This window comes from Kineococcus sp. TRM81007 (assembly GCF_022669155.1).
Classification (GTDB): domain Bacteria; phylum Actinomycetota; class Actinomycetes; order Actinomycetales; family Kineococcaceae; genus Kineococcus.
In genome coordinates this window covers 152,453-167,502 of record NZ_JALBVB010000051.1, presented here as the reverse complement: position 1 = coordinate 167,502, position 15,050 = coordinate 152,453, and the positions used below count along the sequence as shown (strand labels likewise).

The following is a 15,050-nucleotide window of genomic DNA, read 5'->3' as shown; positions in this document are numbered from 1 at the left end:
CGTGGGTGCGACGCTGAAGTACACGGTCCTGCGGCTCGGCATCTTCGTGCTGTGCCTGCTCCTGATGAGCGCCCTGGGGGCGCGCGGCTGGCTGGCCCTGGCCGTCGCCGCCGTGCTGTCGGTGCTGCTGTCCCTGCTGCTGCTGCGCCGCCAGCGCGAGGAGATGGCCGCGCGCCTGCAGCAGCGCGTCGAGGGGCGGCTGCAGGGCGGGCAGGGCGGTGCGACGTCCGCCCGCGCGACGTCCCGCTTCGAGAAGTCCCGCTTCGCCAAGGGCGTGCAGGACGACAACGCCGCCGAGGACGACGGCCGCTGAGGCGGCCCGGCGGCCCGCCGGTCAGCGCAGGGGCAGGTTCGGCAGCAGGTCGGGGACCTGCCGGTCCAGCTCGCGCAGGTCCACCACCTCCGGCACCGCCGGGGTGCGGCCGGCCGCCTCCGCCTCGTCGGCCGAGCGCACCAGCACCTCCAGCACCCGGCGGACCAGCACCGGCTCGTCCGCGGCCGTCGCCCCCAGCTCCTCCAGCACCCCGGCGTCGCACGTCACCACGTGCGACGAGCTGGTGCCTCCCGCCGTCGTGAGCGTCGCCGCGTAGCGGTGCTCCCCGTCTGCCTGCACGTCCACAGCACCCATGCGGCGCACACTGGCAGACGCCCGCTCACAGCGCGAGGCCGACCGCCAGCAGCGCCCCGACGGCCAGTTCCAGCACACCGGTGTCCTTCAGCACGGGGATCAGGTCGCGTCCCGCCGCGCCGCCCAGCACCGTCCGCAGCGGCCGCACCGCCAGCGGCACCGCCAGCAGCACCAGCAGCACCCACGGGTGCCACGGCGCGCACGCCAGCGCCGCCGCGAGACCACCCGCGACGAGCCCGGCGAACAGCAGCCGGCTGCGGCGCTCGCCCAGGCGCACCGCCAGGGTGCGCTTGCCCGCCAGGGCGTCGGTGGGCACGTCGCGCAGGTTGTTCGCCACGAGGATCGCGCACGCCAGGAGGCCCACGCAGAACGCCCCGGCCAGCGCCGCGCCCCCCACCCGGTCCACCTGCACGTACGTGGTGCCCAGCACGGCCACCAGGCCGAAGAAGACGAAGACGAACACCTCGCCCAGCCCGGCGTAGCCGTAGGGGCGCTTCCCGCCCGTGTAGTACCAGGCCGCCGCGACCGACGCCGCACCCACCAGCAGCAGCCACCAGTGCTCCGACAGCGCCACCACCGCCAGCCCGGCCAGGCCGGCGACGGCGAAGCAGGCGAACGCGGCGTCGCGCACCGTGCGCGGCTCCGCGGCCCCGGAACCCACCAGGCGGAACGGGCCGACCCGCTCGGCGTCGGTGCCCCGCACGCCGTCGGAGTAGTCGTTGGCGTAGTTGACGCCCACCTGCAGCGCGAGCGCCACCACCAGCGCCAGCGCCGCCGGCACCCACGCCGGCCCGCCCAGGGCCGCCGCGGCGCCCGTGCCCACGAGCACCGGGGTCAGGGCCGCCGGCAGCGTGCGGGGCCGGGCCGCCGACACCCACTGCGCCGCGGTGGCGCGGCGGGCGGGCGGCGGGACGGCCGACAGCGGCACGGCGGGGTCGGGCGTGGGTTCGGCAGGGTCCGGCACGAGGGTCCATCGTGCCAAGCGTGCGGGCGGTTCCCGCCGAGGGGTCGGTCCGCGCTCCGTGGTCCGGTCCGGTCCGGCCCCGTCACCGTGGCCGGGTGGGGTGCCGGGGACGCGGGGTGACCGGGTGCCGGGCTCTCCGCCCGCGCCGTCGACCGGGCGGCACCGGTTCGGGGTGCGTTCGGCGCGGGCTCCGGACGCCCTGCACCCGGTCACCCCGCGCCCCCTCCACAGGCGCCTGACCGCGGGGTCGTCTCTTCGCCGTTCCCGTACGTGGGACGGCTCTTCCCGTCAGCCGTCGGCGGGCGAGCCCGCGGGGCCGTGCCGGACCGGGCGTGAACCGCAGGGGAGAGGGTGGCGAGGTGGTGGGGTGGCCGGGCGTCCGGAGCCCGCGCCTGGTGTGTGCGGGTGACGTGGTGCGCCGGGTCCGGCGCGGGCGGAGAGCCCGGACGCGGCACCGCCTCGTCGCCCGGCCGCGAACAGGACCGGGGTGACGGAACCGGGTACGGGTTCAGAGCCCGCGCAGGAAGTCCTCGTCGTCGTCGGGGCCCTTGGGCCCGGGCCGGTACCCCGGGCGCGGGCGGGGCGCGCTCGCGGCCGTGGGCCGGCCGGCCACCAGGTACCCCACGGCGCCGAACAGCGGCACCAGCACCACCAGCAGCAGCCAGCCCCACCGGGGCAGGGTGCGCAGTTCGCCGTCGCCGGCCTGCACGATGCTCACCAGGCAGTACACGGTCAGCCCCAGCACCAGGAGCACCGGAAGGACGCTGCGCACCGTCACCCACCTCCTCGGTCCGGCCGGGTCCCGGACCGGTACCGGCACCCGCGGGGACGACGAACGGGCAGCGGACGCGGTTCCCGGGGGACGTCAGCCGCCCGTCGCCGGTCGTTCGCCGTCCGGTCGCCCCCGCGTCGCCAGCGCGCGCAGCGCGCTCCTGTCGGGCTTGCCGGGGCCGCGCAGCGGGAGCGCGTCCAGCAGGAGGAGCTGGCGGGGGGCGGCGTGCGGGGCCACGCGTTCGCGGACCACCGCCCGCAGGTCCGCCAGTGCGGGGGCGGCACCGGGCAGCGGCACCACGGCGGCGACGACCCGCTCACCCCACTCGGGGTCCGGCGCTCCCACCACGACGGCCTCCGCGACGCCGGCGGCGGCGGCCAGGGCCTCCTCGACGAGCGCGGGGGCGACCTTCAGCCCGCCCGTGGTGATGAGGTCGTCCAGGCGGCCGGTGACGCGCACGAGCGTGCCGCGCCCGTCGGTGCGCACCTCGGCCGCGTCGTCGGTGCGGAAGGTGCGGGTGCCGTCGGGGGCGGTGCGGAACGCGGGGTGGCCGGGCAGGCCGCGGTAGCCGCGGGCGACGACGGGTCCGGTGAGCGCGAGGCGGCCGTCGTCCTGCGCGACGGCCCGCACGCCGTCCAGGGGGCGCCCGTCGTACACGCAGCCGCCGCACGTCTCGGACATCCCGTAGGTGGTGACGACCCGCACGCCGGCGGCGCGGGCGCGCGCCAGCAGGGGCGCCGGCGTGGCGGCGGCGCCGACGAGCACGGCGTCGTGGGCGGCGAGGGCGGCGGTGGCCTCGTCGCCGGCGTCGAGCAGCCGCAGCAGCTGGGTGGGCACGAGGGACGTCAGCCGCCGGGGTGCGGTGCAGGCGGTGGTGGCGGCGGTGAAGGCGGCGGGGTCGAAACCGCCGGTGGTGTCCACGACGACGGGTTCGGTGCCGGCGCGCACGGAGCGCAGCAGCACCTGCAGGCCGGCGACGTGGTGGGCGGGCAGCGCGAGCACCCACTGCTCGCGGCCGGTGCTGGCGGTGGGGCCGGCGGTGGGGCCGGTCAGGCGGGCGGCGGTGGCGTCGGCGGAGGCGCGCAGGGCGCCGGCGCTGAGGAGGGCGCCCTTGGGGGTGCCGGTGGAGCCGGAGGTGGCGACGGCGAAGGCCGTGGGGTCGTCCGGGTCGTCCTCGCCGGGGGCGAGGGGTTCGCCGGTGCGCAGGGCGGGGTGGGGGGCGCCACCGGCGGCGTGGGGGTGCCAGGCGGTGTCCGACCGGCCGGCGAGCGCGTCGGAGAGGACGGGCAGGAGGTCCAGGACGCGCGGTCCGGCCGGCACCGGCAGCGCGCGCAGGAGCCGGGCGGGCGGTCGCGGGGCCGGTGGTGCGGCGGGGGTCACCGGCCGAGCCTAGGCCGCCGCGCCCGAGCCTCCCCCTCCTCCCTCGGTGATCGAGGAAGTCGTGACTTCCTTGATCACCGAGAGAGGGGGGGCGCGGAAAGTGGTGAGACAATCACTGTCCGCTCAGGTCCAGGGGTCGCTGCGACCTGCGCAGCGGTTCCACCACGCGAACGGCGCAGCGAATCACCCCATGAGCGTGACCGCTCGTTACCGGAGTGTCAGGATGAGCGCGCTCGGCCCGGGGAGGGGATGACGGTGAGCACCACGGTTCCGGAGCGGCGCCCCGTGGCGAGCGTCGTCTGCGACGGCCTCGTCACCCTCGCCGCCCTGTGCACCACGCTGGCCGCCGCCGTCGCCTTCGTGCGCGGTGCCGACGCCACCGCCCTGCGCACCCTCGGCTGGTGCCTGCTCATCGGCTTCCCCCTCGTGCAGCTGATGACCCGCTTCCCCTTCCAGGTGAACACCCGGCACGCCGGCGTCGAGGTCCAGTTCGACGTGGGTGTCCTCGTCTTCCTCCTGTGCTTCGCGCCGCCCTGGACCGCCACCCTCGCCTGGGCGCTGTGCGTGATCCCCACCAACCTCTCCCAGCGCAAGAGCTGGGTCAGCCGCGTGTACAACGCCTCCATCGGCGTGCTGTTCGCCCCCGTCGCCGTCGGTGTCCTGCACCTGCTCGGCGCCGGCGGCCGCGGCCGCGCCATCGCCGTGCGGGGCGACCTGCCCGAGCTGCTGGCCGTCGCCGCGGCCGTCGGCGCCGTCTTCCTCGTCGACCTCCTCGTCTCCGCGGTCTCCGTCGCTCTGCAGGAACGCACCGGGGTGCGCGCCGAGCTCGGCCACGGCGGCACCTGGCTCGCCGGCGGCGCCGCCCTCGCCGTCGGCGCCGTCGGCTACCTCGGCGGCCTCGTCCAGGAGGAGCTCAGCCCGTGGGCCGCGGGCCTGCTCGCCGTCCCCATGGTCGTCACCCTCATCGCCACCCGAGCCATGCGCACCACCCGCGACGTCGCCCGCCGCACCGAGGCCCTCTTCGAGGCCGCCACCGCCCTGCACACCCAGGGCCGGCGCGCCGACCTCGCCCGCGCCCTCGCCAAGCACGCCCGCATGGTCGCCGGCACCCCCGCCGCCGCCGTCCGCTCCGTCGGGCCCGGCGAGGGCGAGATCGGCGTCCCCGTCGTCGCCGGCGACGGCCACGTCCTCTACGTCACCGCCCCCCGGCACCGCGACGCCGCCCAGCGCGCCGCCGACGAGAAGGCCCTCGAAGCCCTCGCGTCCGTCGGCGAAGCCGCGTTCTTCCGCGTCGGCGCCAACGAGGAGATGCACGGCCTGGCCCGCCGCGACATCGTCACCGGCCTGCCCAACCGCCTGCAGTTCTCCGAGCGCCTCGCCATCGAGCTCGAGCGCGCCCGCCAGGGCGGCGGCCTCGACGAGCTCGTCGTCCTCTACCTCGACCTCGACGGCTTCAAGGGCGTCAACGACCGCTTCGGCCACGACGCCGGCGACGAGCTGCTGCGCCTCGTCGGCGCCCGCCTGCGCGACACCCTGCGCGGCGGCAGCACCGTCGCCCGCCTCGGCGGCGACGAGTTCGCCGTCCTCGCCCCCCGCTGCCCCGACGTGGAGGGGTTGTGCCGGCGGGTGCTGGCCGCCCTGCGCGTCGAGGTGCGCATGCGCGGGCACGTCGTGCGCACGCAGGGCAGCATCGGCTGCGCCCGCGCCCGCCCCGGCGACGACGTCAGCACCCTCCTGCGCAACGCCGACACCGCCATGTACCGGGCCAAGGTCACCGGCAAGAACCGCTGGATGGAGTTCCGCCCCGAGCTGCTGGAGGAGGAGATCGCGCGGCTGCAGGTCATCGAGGACCTCCAGCAGGCCCCCGCCGACGCCTTCGTCGTCCACTACCAGCCCATCGTGGACCTCGCCACGTCCGAGGTCGTCGCCCTGGAGGCCCTCGTGCGCTGGCGCCGCGACCGCGGCGACGGCGTCGAGCCGCTCGTCGGCCCGGACGAGTTCATCGGCCTCGCCGAACGCTCCGGCACCGTCGTCGGCATCGGCGACGCCGTGCTGCGCACCGTCGCCCGCGACGCGGCCACCATCCGGCTGCACGCCGGGCGCCGCCTGGACCTCATGGTCAACGTCTCACCCGTGCAGCTGCGCCACCCCGACTTCACCACCCGGGTCGCCGCCGCCGTGCGGCAGGCGGCCGCCGGCGGAGGCCGGCTGCACCTGGAGATGACCGAGAACGTCATGATCGACGACGACACCGTCGAGGTCCTGCGCGACCTCGCCGAGACCGGGGCGCTGCTGACCATCGACGACTTCGGCACCGGGTTCTCCTCCCTCGGCTACCTGCGCCACCGGCCGTTCTCCTCCTTCAAGATCGACCGCAGCTTCGTGCGCGACATCGGCGCCGAGCCCACCGCCCGAGCCCTCGTGGAGGGCATGGTCAAGATGGGGCAGGCCCTCGGGCTGTCCATCGTCGCCGAGGGCGTCGAGGAGCCTGAGCAGGCCGCGATCCTGCGCGAGATGGGGTGCCCGCTGGCCCAGGGGCACCTGTACTGCCGGCCGATGCCGCTGGAGCAGCTGCACGAGGTCCTGAGCCGGCCCGCCGCCCGGCCCCTCATCGCCTAGCCCTTTCGGTCGGGTGCCGTCACCGGGGCCGGGGCTGGGGTCCGTCGCCGTGGCCGGGTGGGGTGCCGTGGCCGCGGCACCGCCTCGTCGCCCGGCCGTGAACGGGACCGGGGTGACGCGAGGGGATCAGAAGTACCAGGGGAACGGCGACCAGTCCGGTTCGCGCTTGCCGAGGAAGGCGTCGCGCCCCTCGACGGCCTCGTCGGTCATGTAGGCGAGACGGGTGGCCTCGCCGGCGAACACCTGCTGGCCGACCATGCCGTCGTCGACGGCGTTGAACGCGAACTTCAGCATCCGCTGCGCGGTGGGGGATTTGCCGTTGATCTCGGCGGCCCACTGCAGGGCCGTCTCCTCCAGGTCGGCGTGGGGGACGACGGCGTTGACCATGCCCATGTCGTGGGCCTGCTGGGCGGTGTAGGGGCGGCCGAGGAAGAAGATCTCGCGGGCGAACTTCTGCCCGACCTGGCGGGCCAGGTACGCGGAGCCGTAGCCGGCGTCGAAGGAGCCGACGTCGGCGTCGGTCTGCTTGAAGCGGGCGTGCTCGGCGCTGGCGAGGGTGAGGTCGGCGACGACGTGCAGGCTGTGCCCGCCGCCGGCTGCCCAGCCGGGCACGACGGCGATCACGACCTTCGGCATGAAGCGGATGAGCCGCTGCACCTCCAGCACGTGCAGGCGCCCGCCCTCGGCCTTCGCGCGGGTGGCGTCGACGGTCTCGGCGGTCTCGCCCTCGGCGTACTGGTAGCCGGAGCGGCCGCGGATGCGCTGGTCGCCGCCGGAGCAGAACGCCCACCCGCCGTCCTTGGGGCTGGGGCCGTTGCCGGTGAGCAGGACGCAGCCGACGTCGGGGGTGCGGCGGGCGTGGTCGAGGGTGCGGGCGAGCTCGTCGACGGTGCGGGGGCGGAACGCGTTGCGCACCTCGGGGCGGTCGAACGCGATGCGGACGGTGCCGCGCTCGCGGCCGGGGAGCGCGCAGCGGTGGTAGGTGACGTCGGTGAGGTCGTCGAAGCCGGGCACCTCCGTCCACGCCGCAGGGTCGAAGGTCTCGCTGACTCCGTCGAGGGCGCTCACGCCGCCCGAGGGTAGGCGCGGCCGTCGCGGGCGGCGCGGAGCGGGGTGTCGGTGACGTCCGGTACAAGTTTCATCACGCAACGAAGTAGTGCGGAGCCCGATGCGGTGAAGTGGTGTGGATCACGCGGATCCGGTGTCAGCCTGTGTCCGTGAACGGACGCGGAACCACAGGTGAACGAGCTTCGATCGAGGGCGGCGGTGCCCCGCCGCGCACGTTCCGGGACGCCGTCCGGCTGCCCGGTCGCTGGACGCCCGTCCTCCTGCTGGCCGTCGCCGGCCTGAGCGCGGTCAGCCTGCTCAGCCAGGTCCTCAAGCACGGCGTCGACCTCGACGTGGACGGCCTGAACACCCTCGAGCGGTGGTTCTTCGTGGACCGCGAGATGGGGATCCCCGCGTGGTTCTCCACCCTGCTGCTGTTCGCGGCGGCCGAGCGCCTGTGGCAGACCGCCACGGCGGCGAAGGCGTCCGGCGACCGCTGGCACCGCCACTGGCGGTTGCTGTCGATCGCCTTCGCCTACCTGTCCCTGGACGAGCTGACGGAGATCCACGAGCAGACCATCCCGCCGCTGAAGGCCGCGTTCGGGTTCAGCGGCGTGCTGGCCTTCGCGTGGGTGGTGCTCGCGGTGCCGCTGCTGGTCGTGTTCGGGCTGGTGTTCCTGCGGTTCCTGCTGGCGCTGCCGCGGGCGACCCGCTGGGCGTTCCTCGTCTCGGCGGCCCTGTACTGCGGGGGCGCCGTCGGCGTGGAGATGCTCAGCGCGCCGTTCTTCGACAGCGCGGGCGTGGAGACGGTGACCACCACCGTCGTCGGCGGCGTGGAGACGGTGACGCACGGTGTCGTCATCGAGAGCGTGGCGTACGCCGCGGTCGCCGGCGTGGAGGAGGCGCTGGAGATGGTGGGGTCGGTGCTCTTCCTGGGGGCCACCGCCGTGGCGCTGCGCCAGCGCACCGGCCGGACGGTGACGCTGCCGGTCGCGCCGGCCGGGGACGCCGGCCGCGTCACCGCCGCCCGCTGAGCCCACCCCCGCCCGCGGTGCGCCCGCGCGGCCCTCGGCCGCGCAGGGGCGCCCCGGGCGGGGAGGATGGGGGCGTGATCGGTGGACCCGAGGTGCCGCTGCCGCCGCTGGGCGAGCTGCTGGAGGCCGCGCGCGTCGTGCGGCTGCCGCTGCGCACCCGCTTCCGCGGCCTCACCGAGCGCGAGGCGCTGCTGCTGCGCGGGCCCGCCGGGTGGGGGGAGTTCGCCCCGTTCACCGAGTACGGGCCCGCCGAGTCCGCGCGCTGGCTGGCCGCCGCCGTGGAGGCCGCCTGGACCGGGTTCCCGGCGCCGGTCCGCGAGCGCGTCGAGGTCAACGCCACCGTGCCCGCCGTGCCCGCCGGGGACGTGCCCGCGGTCCTGGCGCGCTTCCCCGGCTGCCGCACCGCGAAGGTCAAGGTCGCCGAGCGCGGCCAGGACCTCGCCGACGACCTCGCCCGCGTGCGCGCCGTGCGCGAGGTCCTCGGCCCGGGCGGGCGGGTGCGGGTCGACGCCAACGCCGGCTGGGACGTGGACGCGGCCGAGCGCGCCCTCACCGCCCTCGGCGAGGCGGGCCTGGAGTACGCCGAGCAGCCCTGCGCGAGCCTGGAGGAGATGGCCGAGCTGCGCCGCCGGCTGACCCGCGCGGGCACGCCCGTGCTCCTGGCCGCCGACGAGAGCGTGCGCAAGGCGGAGGACCCCCTGCGGGTGGCTGGGCTGGAGGCCGCCGACGTCGTCGTCGTCAAGGTCGCCCCGCTGGCGGGAGCGTGGTCCGCGCTGCGCGTCGCGCAGGCCTGCGGGCTGCCCGTCGTCGTCTCCAGCGCCCTGGACACCTCCGTGGGCCTGGCCGCCGGCGCGGCGCTGGCGGCGGCGCTGCCGGAGCTGCCGTTCGCGTGCGGGCTGGGCACCGGGGCGCTGCTCGCCGCGGACGTCACCGCCGAGCCCCTGCTGCCGGTGGGGGGCACCCTGCCGGTGGGCCCGGCGCGCGCCGAGGAGGACCTGCTCGCCGCCCACCGCGCGCCCGCCGACCGCGAGGCGTGGTGGCGCGAGCGGCTGGCGGCCTGCCACGACGTCCTCAGCCGTGCGGCGCCGGTCGCACCAGGTTCGTGATCCGCGCGGTGCACACGCGCCGGCCCGACTCGTCGGTGACGACGACCTCGTGGCTGCACAGCGTGCGGCCCAGCGCGATCGCCGTCGCCGTGCCCGTCACCCGCCCCGAGGACACCGCGCGGTGGTGGGTGGCGTTGATGTCCGTGCCCAGGGCCTGGCCGCCCGGCCACACGTGCAGGAACGCCCCGATCGAGCCCAGCGTCTCGGCCAGCACGCACGACGCCCCGCCGTGCAGCAGGCCCGCGACCTGCGTGTTGCCCTCCACGGGCATCGTCGCCACCAGCCGCTCGGGGGCGGCCTCGACGAACTGGATGCCCATCCGCTCCACCAGGCCGCCGGCGGGGAAGACCGCCAGCAGCTCCTCCAGGGACGGCAGGGACCGGGTGCACTCGCTCACACCCGGAGGCTGCCACACGCCCCTCCGCGCGGGGAGCCGACCGCCACGGGGTCCAATGGGGGGGTGAACCCCTCGACCGCGCTCGCGACGGTCCTCGTCGACGCGCTGGTCTCCCTGGGCCTGCGCCACCTCGTCCTGGCGCCCGGCTCGCGCAGCGCCCCCCTGGCGTACGCGGCCGCCGCGGCCGCCGACGCGGGCCGGCTGGAGCTGCACGTGCGCGTCGACGAGCGCAGCGCCGGGTTCCTCGCCCTGGGGCTGGCGCGCGGCGCCCTGACCCGCGGCGAGGACCCGCTCGTGGCGGTGGTGACCACGTCCGGCACCGCCGTGGCGAACCTGCACCCGGCCGTGCTGGAGGCCTCCCACGCCGGCGTGCCGCTGCTGGTGCTGTCCGCGGACCGCCCCCACGAGCTGCGCGGCTCCGGCGCCAGCCAGACCGCCGACGCCCAGGCCCGGCTGTTCCTGCCGTCGGTGCGCTTCTCCGCGGACGTGCCCGCCCCCGCCGACCCGCAGCGCCAGGCGCCGGCGTGGCGCTCGGCGCTGGCCCGCGCGGCCGCCGCGGCCCGCGGCTCGCGCGGGGAGGGAGCCGGCCCAGCGCACGTGAACGTCGCCTTCGCCGACCCGCTGACCCCCTCGCCGGGCACCGCCCCGGCCGGGGACGCCGGGCTGGCCCGGGTGGAACGGGCCCCCGTCCCCGCGCCCGTGCTGCTGCCGCGCGGCCCGCGCACCCTCGTCCTCGCCGGCGACGCCCCCGACGCGTCGGTGGGTGCCGCCGCCCGCGCGCTCGCCGAGGACGCCGGCTGGCCGCTGCTGGCCGAGCCCAGCTCCGGCGCGCGCGGCGGGCCGCGGGCGGTGGGCCCGTACCGGCTGGTCCTGGGCGCCGCCGACGCGGACGGCCCGCTGGACGCCGCGGAGCGCGTCGTCGTCTTCGGCCACCCCACCCTGTCGCGGCCGGTGAGCCGCCTGCTGGCCCGCGACGACGTCGAGCTGGTCGTGGTCAGCGCCGCCGGCACGTGGCCGGACGCGGGGTTCCGCGCCGCGCGGGTGCTCCCGGCGGCGACCGCGGCGGGTCCCGCGGGGGAGCGGGAGGTGGAGTTCGCCGCCCGCTGGGCGCGCGCGGGCGAGCTGGCCGCCGAGGCCGTGGACGCGGTGCTGGACTCCGAGGCCGCCGGCGGCGTCCTCAGCGGCCCGTGGGCGGCGCGCGAGGCGGTGGCGGCGTGCGCGGCGGACGGCTCGGCGTTCGTGGTCGCCGCCAGCAACCCGGTGCGCGACGCGGACCTGGCCTCCCGCCCCGCCGGGGTGCCGGCGGTGTCCAACCGCGGCCTGGCCGGCATCGACGGCACCCTCGCCACCGCGTGCGGGGTGGCGCTGGCCCGCGGCGGCGGCGTGCGCCTGCTGGTGGGCGACCTGGCGTTCCTGCACGACGCGAACGCGCTGCTGCCGGTGCCGGGGGAGGCGCGCCCGGACCTGACGGTCGTGCTCGTCAACGACGACGGCGGCGGCATCTTCGAGACCCTCGAGCACGCCTCCTCGGTGCCGCGCAGCACCTTCGAACGGGTCGTGGCGACCCCGCACGGGGTGGACGTCGCCGCGCTGTGCGCCGCGTGGGGGGTGCCGCACGAACGGCCCGCCACCCCCGCCGCGGCGGCCGCTGCGATCGCCGCGCCACCGTCGGGGGTGCGCGTGCTGGAGCTGCGGGTGCCGCGCGGCGAGGTCGCCGCGCGGGCCCGCCGCGTCGCCGACGCGGTGCGGGCGGCGGTCGCCGCGGGCTGAGCGGTACCGGTCCGCGGGGTTGTGGGGGTGGCCCACCCTCCCTACCCTCACGTCACGGCAGGATCGCCCGGTGCCGCCGCGGCGCGTCACCACGACCCACGACCGGGGGACCGCGATGACCACCACCACCGACGCCGTCAGCGGTGCCGGACGCGCGGCGCAGGGACCCCGCGTCGCCTGGGCCGACGCCGCGAAGGGGCTGGCCATCGCCCTCGTCGTGCTGACCCACGCCACGATCTTCCTCGGGGAGGCCGGGCACGGCAGCCCGCTGTGGCGGGACCTCAACAAGCTCCTGACCGGCGTGCGGATGCCGCTGTTCTTCACCGTCTCCGGCCTGCTCGCCGCCTCCGTGGCGTCGCGGCCCTGGCGCGAGGTGCTGCGCCGGCGCGTGGTGCCCTCCGCGTGGCTGTTCGTGCTGTGGCTGCTGCTGACCACGGCGTTCTTCACGGCCGGGGTGTGGGTGGAGGCCGGCCAGCCCGCCGGGCCGGCGGAGTTCGCGCTGGCGCTGGTGCGCCCGCACACGGAGCTCTGGTATCTGTACGCGCTCGCCGTCTTCGCGGTGGTGGCCCGCCTGCTGCGGCCCGTGCCGCCCCCGGCGCAGCTGGCCGCGGCCGCGGTGCTGTCCGTCACCACGAGCGCGGGGCTGACCGCGACGGGCAGCTGGGCGTGGGACAACATGGCCGCCTACCTCGTCTTCTTCCTCGCGGGCGCCCACGGCCGGCGGGTGCTGCCGCGGGTGGTGGAGGGCGTCGGGGTGCTCGGCACCGCGCTGCTGCTGGTGACGTTCACGCTGCTGGCGGCGGCGGTCTCGCTGCTGGACCTGCACCTGGTGCCGGGGCTGCCGCTGCTGCGCGGCGCCCTGGGGGTGCTGGGGGCCTCGGCGGCGTGCGCGCTGCTGGTGCGGCGCTGGCCGCGCACCCCGCTGCGCGCCCTGGGGCGCGCCACGCTGCCGGTCTACCTCACGCACGTGCTGTTCATCGCGCTGCTCACCACGGCGCTGGAGCTGCTCGTGCCCGAGACCCTGCCCCGGGCGGTGCGGCTGCTGCTGCCGGTGGCCGTGACGGTCCTGGTCGTGCTGGCGGGGGTGGCGGTGCGCCGGGTGCTGGCGCGGGTGCCGGGGCTGCTGGCGCCGCCGGACGCGCTGGTGCCCTCCGGCCGCTGAGGCCGGCCGCCGGCGCCTCACCGACGCGCGGGGCGTCGCCGGCCGCCTGAGAGGATGGTCCCGTGACGACACCGGGGCGTGAGCTGGCCGACCTGACGAAGCGCCCCCGGCAGGTGTCCGCGATGTTCGACGACGTCGCGGACCGCTACGACGTCACCAACGACGTGCTCTCCGCCGGGCAGGACCGGCTGTGGCGGCGCGCGGTGGTGCACGCGGTGGACGCCCGGCCGGGGGAGCGGGTGCTGGACCTCGCGGCCGGCACCGGCACCTCCAGCGAGCCGTTCGCCGACCGCGGGGTGCGGGTGGTGCCGTGCGACTTCTCCCGGGGGATGGTGCGCACCGGCAAGCTGCGCCGACCGGACCTGCCGTTCACGGCGGGCGACGCGACGCGGCTGCCGTTCGCCGACGGCGTCTTCGACGCGGTGACGATCTCCTTCGGGCTGCGCAACGTCGTGGACGTGGACCGCGCCCTGCGCGAGATGGCGCGGGTGGTGCGCCCGGGCGGGCGGCTGGTGGTGTGCGAGTTCTCCACACCGCCGAACCCGCTGCTGCGCCGGGCGTACGGCGCGTACCTGCACCACGGCCTGCCGCGGGTGGCGCGGCTGGTCAGCTCCCACGGCGAGGCCTACGGCTACCTCATGGAGTCCATCGACGCCTGGCCGGACCAGCGGTCCCTGGCCGCGCGCATCGGGGCCGCCGGCTGGGAGGGCGTGCGGTGGCGGGACCTGTCCGCCGGGATCGTCGCGCTGCACCGGGCCGTGCGGTCGGCGGCCTGAGCGCCGCGAACTACACTCGACAGAGCTCGTGAAGGTTTTCACGAGCGAGGACGACGGAGGACCAGGTGGCGGTCGAGACCGGTGGCGCGCTCAGCGCCACCCAGCGCACGGCTGACGACGCCGACGTCCTCGTCGTCGGGGCCGGCCCCGCCGGCTCCACCCTGGCGCGGTACCTGGCCACCGCCGGCCGGCGCGTGCTGGTGCTGGAGAAGAGCGCCTTCCCCCGCGAGAAGGTCTGCGGCGACGGCCTGACCCCCCGCGCCAGCCGCGAGGTGGAGCTGCTGGGCCTGCCCACGCCGGCCGCGGACGGCTGGGTGCGCAACCGGGGCCTGCGCCTGCTCGGCGGTGGCGTGCGCCTGCAGGTGCCGTGGCCGGAGATCAGCGACTTCCCCTCCTACGGGCTGGTGCACACCCGTTCCCGCTTCGACCAGGCGCTGGCGGAGCACGCCCGCGCCGGCGGCGCCACCGTCCTGGAGCGCACCTCGGTGACCGGTCCCGTCGTGGACGAGCGCACCGGTCACGTCGTGGGCGTGCGGGCGCGGCCGGTGGACGAGAAGGGGCGCCGGGCCGGCGAGGAGCGCGTCCTGCGCGCCCCCGTCGTGGTGGCCGCCGACGGCGTGGGCAGCCGCCTGGCGCTGTCGATGGGCCTGCACCGGCGCGACGACCGCCCCCTGGGCGTGGCGGTGCGCACCTACTTCCGCAGCCCCCGCCACGACGACGACTGGCTGGAGAGCTGGCTGGAGCTGCGCGAGCCGGGCGCGCGCCCGCACGAGCTGCTGCCCGGGTACGGCTGGGTGTTCGGGGTGGGCGACGGCACCAGCAACGTCGGCCTGGGCGTGCTGAAGGCCGACGCCGGCTCCGGCGACGTGGACTACCGCGACCTGCTGCGCCGGTGGCTGTCCTCGATGCCGCCGGAGTGGCGCTTCGACCCGGAGCACCAGGTGGGGGAGGTGCGCGGGGCGGCGCTGCCGATGGCGTTCAACCGCACCCCGCACTACACGCGCGGCCTGCTGCTCGTCGGGGACGCCGGCGGCATGGTCAACCCGTTCAACGGGGAGGGCATCGCCTACGCGATGCAGTCCGCGCGACTGGCCGCGGAGGTCGTGGACGGCGCGCTGGGCGCGCCGGACGCCCGGGCCCGCGAGCGCGCCCTGCACGGCTACCCCGCCGCGGTTCGCGGGGAGCTGGGCGGGTACTACACGCTGGGACGCGTGTTCGTCTCCCTCATCGGTCACCCGGAGGTCATGCGCGTCGCCACCCGCTTCGGGCTGCCGCGGCCGGGCCTGATGAAGCTGGTGGTCAAGCTGCTGGCGAACCTCGCCGACCCGGCGTCGAAGGACGCCACCGACCGCGTGGTCGTGGCGCTGCAGCGACTGGCGCCCGCGGCGTGAGGAG

General features: G+C 77.1%; 14 protein-coding genes. 8 read left to right on the top strand and 6 right to left on the bottom strand.

Annotated elements, in window-relative coordinates; all coding sequences use genetic code 11:
* Window position 1: 1 nt before the first annotated feature.
* Window positions 2-313, top strand: coding sequence for a DUF4229 domain-containing protein (locus MN205_RS10180; RefSeq protein WP_242126849.1), 312 nt, complete (start codon window positions 2-4; stop codon window positions 311-313).
* 21 nt (window positions 314-334) lie between these two features.
* Here the strand turns inward: MN205_RS10180 and MN205_RS10175 are convergent, their stop codons facing one another.
* From MN205_RS10175 to menE, 4 genes are all read right to left on the bottom strand, one after another.
* Window positions 335-628 (bottom strand): hypothetical protein, encoded by a 294-nt coding sequence (locus tag MN205_RS10175; protein ID WP_242126847.1) that lies wholly within the window; start codon window positions 626-628, stop codon window positions 335-337.
* 25 nt (window positions 629-653) lie between these two features.
* Window positions 654-1,550 carry a 1,4-dihydroxy-2-naphthoate polyprenyltransferase gene (locus MN205_RS10170; RefSeq protein WP_374115908.1) on the bottom strand — a complete coding sequence of 299 codons (897 nt, stop codon included), beginning with the start codon at window positions 1,548-1,550 and terminating at the stop codon, window positions 654-656.
* 550 nt (window positions 1,551-2,100) lie between these two features.
* Window positions 2,101-2,364, bottom strand: coding sequence for a PLDc N-terminal domain-containing protein (locus MN205_RS10165; protein ID WP_242126842.1), 264 nt, complete (start codon window positions 2,362-2,364; stop codon window positions 2,101-2,103).
* A gap of 93 nt (window positions 2,365-2,457) precedes the next feature.
* Complete coding sequence (gene menE, locus MN205_RS10160; protein WP_242126841.1) at window positions 2,458-3,744, bottom strand: o-succinylbenzoate--CoA ligase; 1,287 nt, start codon at window positions 3,742-3,744, stop codon at window positions 2,458-2,460.
* 255 nt (window positions 3,745-3,999) lie between these two features.
* Here menE and MN205_RS21810 point away from each other — a divergent pair, with 255 nt between their 5' ends.
* Window positions 4,000-6,363 (top strand): EAL domain-containing protein, encoded by a 2,364-nt coding sequence (locus MN205_RS21810; protein ID WP_308220262.1) that lies wholly within the window; start codon window positions 4,000-4,002, stop codon window positions 6,361-6,363.
* A 126-nt stretch (window positions 6,364-6,489) separates the two neighbouring features.
* Here the strand turns inward: MN205_RS21810 and MN205_RS10150 are convergent, their stop codons facing one another.
* Complete coding sequence (locus MN205_RS10150; RefSeq protein WP_242126839.1) at window positions 6,490-7,431, bottom strand: 1,4-dihydroxy-2-naphthoyl-CoA synthase; 942 nt, start codon at window positions 7,429-7,431, stop codon at window positions 6,490-6,492.
* Between the two features lie 149 nt (window positions 7,432-7,580).
* On the opposite strand from MN205_RS10150, the gene MN205_RS10145 reads away from it, so the two are divergent.
* Window positions 7,581-8,444 carry a hypothetical protein gene (locus MN205_RS10145; protein WP_242126837.1) on the top strand — a complete coding sequence of 288 codons (864 nt, stop codon included), beginning with the start codon at window positions 7,581-7,583 and terminating at the stop codon, window positions 8,442-8,444.
* Between the two features lie 74 nt (window positions 8,445-8,518).
* Window positions 8,519-9,550, top strand: a complete 1,032-nt coding sequence (locus MN205_RS10140) for an o-succinylbenzoate synthase (protein ID WP_242126835.1) — start codon at window positions 8,519-8,521, stop codon at window positions 9,548-9,550.
* On the opposite strand, the gene MN205_RS10135 is transcribed toward MN205_RS10140, so the two are convergent.
* On the bottom strand, window positions 9,516-9,947 hold the full coding sequence (locus tag MN205_RS10135; RefSeq protein WP_242126833.1) for a hotdog fold thioesterase: 432 nt from the start codon (window positions 9,945-9,947) through the stop codon (window positions 9,516-9,518). The two genes, MN205_RS10140 and MN205_RS10135, sit on opposite strands and share 35 nt — an antisense overlap.
* 63 nt (window positions 9,948-10,010) lie before the next feature.
* On the opposite strand from MN205_RS10135, the gene menD reads away from it, so the two are divergent.
* The 4 genes from menD to MN205_RS10115 all read left to right on the top strand — a co-directional run bounded on the left by menD (window position 10,011) and on the right by MN205_RS10115 (window position 15,046).
* On the top strand, window positions 10,011-11,717 hold the full coding sequence (menD, locus tag MN205_RS10130) for a 2-succinyl-5-enolpyruvyl-6-hydroxy-3-cyclohexene-1-carboxylic-acid synthase (protein WP_242126831.1): 1,707 nt from the start codon (window positions 10,011-10,013) through the stop codon (window positions 11,715-11,717).
* Between the two features lie 115 nt (window positions 11,718-11,832).
* On the top strand, window positions 11,833-12,879 hold the full coding sequence (locus MN205_RS10125; RefSeq protein ID WP_242126829.1) for an acyltransferase family protein: 1,047 nt from the start codon (window positions 11,833-11,835) through the stop codon (window positions 12,877-12,879).
* A 62-nt stretch (window positions 12,880-12,941) separates the two neighbouring features.
* Entirely contained in the window at window positions 12,942-13,655 is a 714-nt protein-coding gene (locus MN205_RS10120) for a demethylmenaquinone methyltransferase (protein ID WP_242126827.1), read from the top strand.
* Between the two features lie 65 nt (window positions 13,656-13,720).
* The gene (locus tag MN205_RS10115; protein ID WP_242126824.1) at window positions 13,721-15,046 is read left to right on the top strand and encodes a geranylgeranyl reductase family protein; all 1,326 of its coding nucleotides are present in this window, start codon (window positions 13,721-13,723) and stop codon (window positions 15,044-15,046) included.
* Window positions 15,047-15,050: the final 4 nt, after the last annotated feature.

What these genes read in the sequence shown, in the direction of transcription:
- MN205_RS10175 (WP_242126847.1), bottom strand. Translation starts at nt 628, where the DNA reads ATGGGTGCTGTGGACGTGCAGGCAGACGGGGAGCACCGCTACGCGGCG.
- MN205_RS10125 (WP_242126829.1), top strand. Translation starts at nt 11,833, where the DNA reads ATGACCACCACCACCGACGCCGTCAGCGGTGCCGGACGCGCGGCGCAG.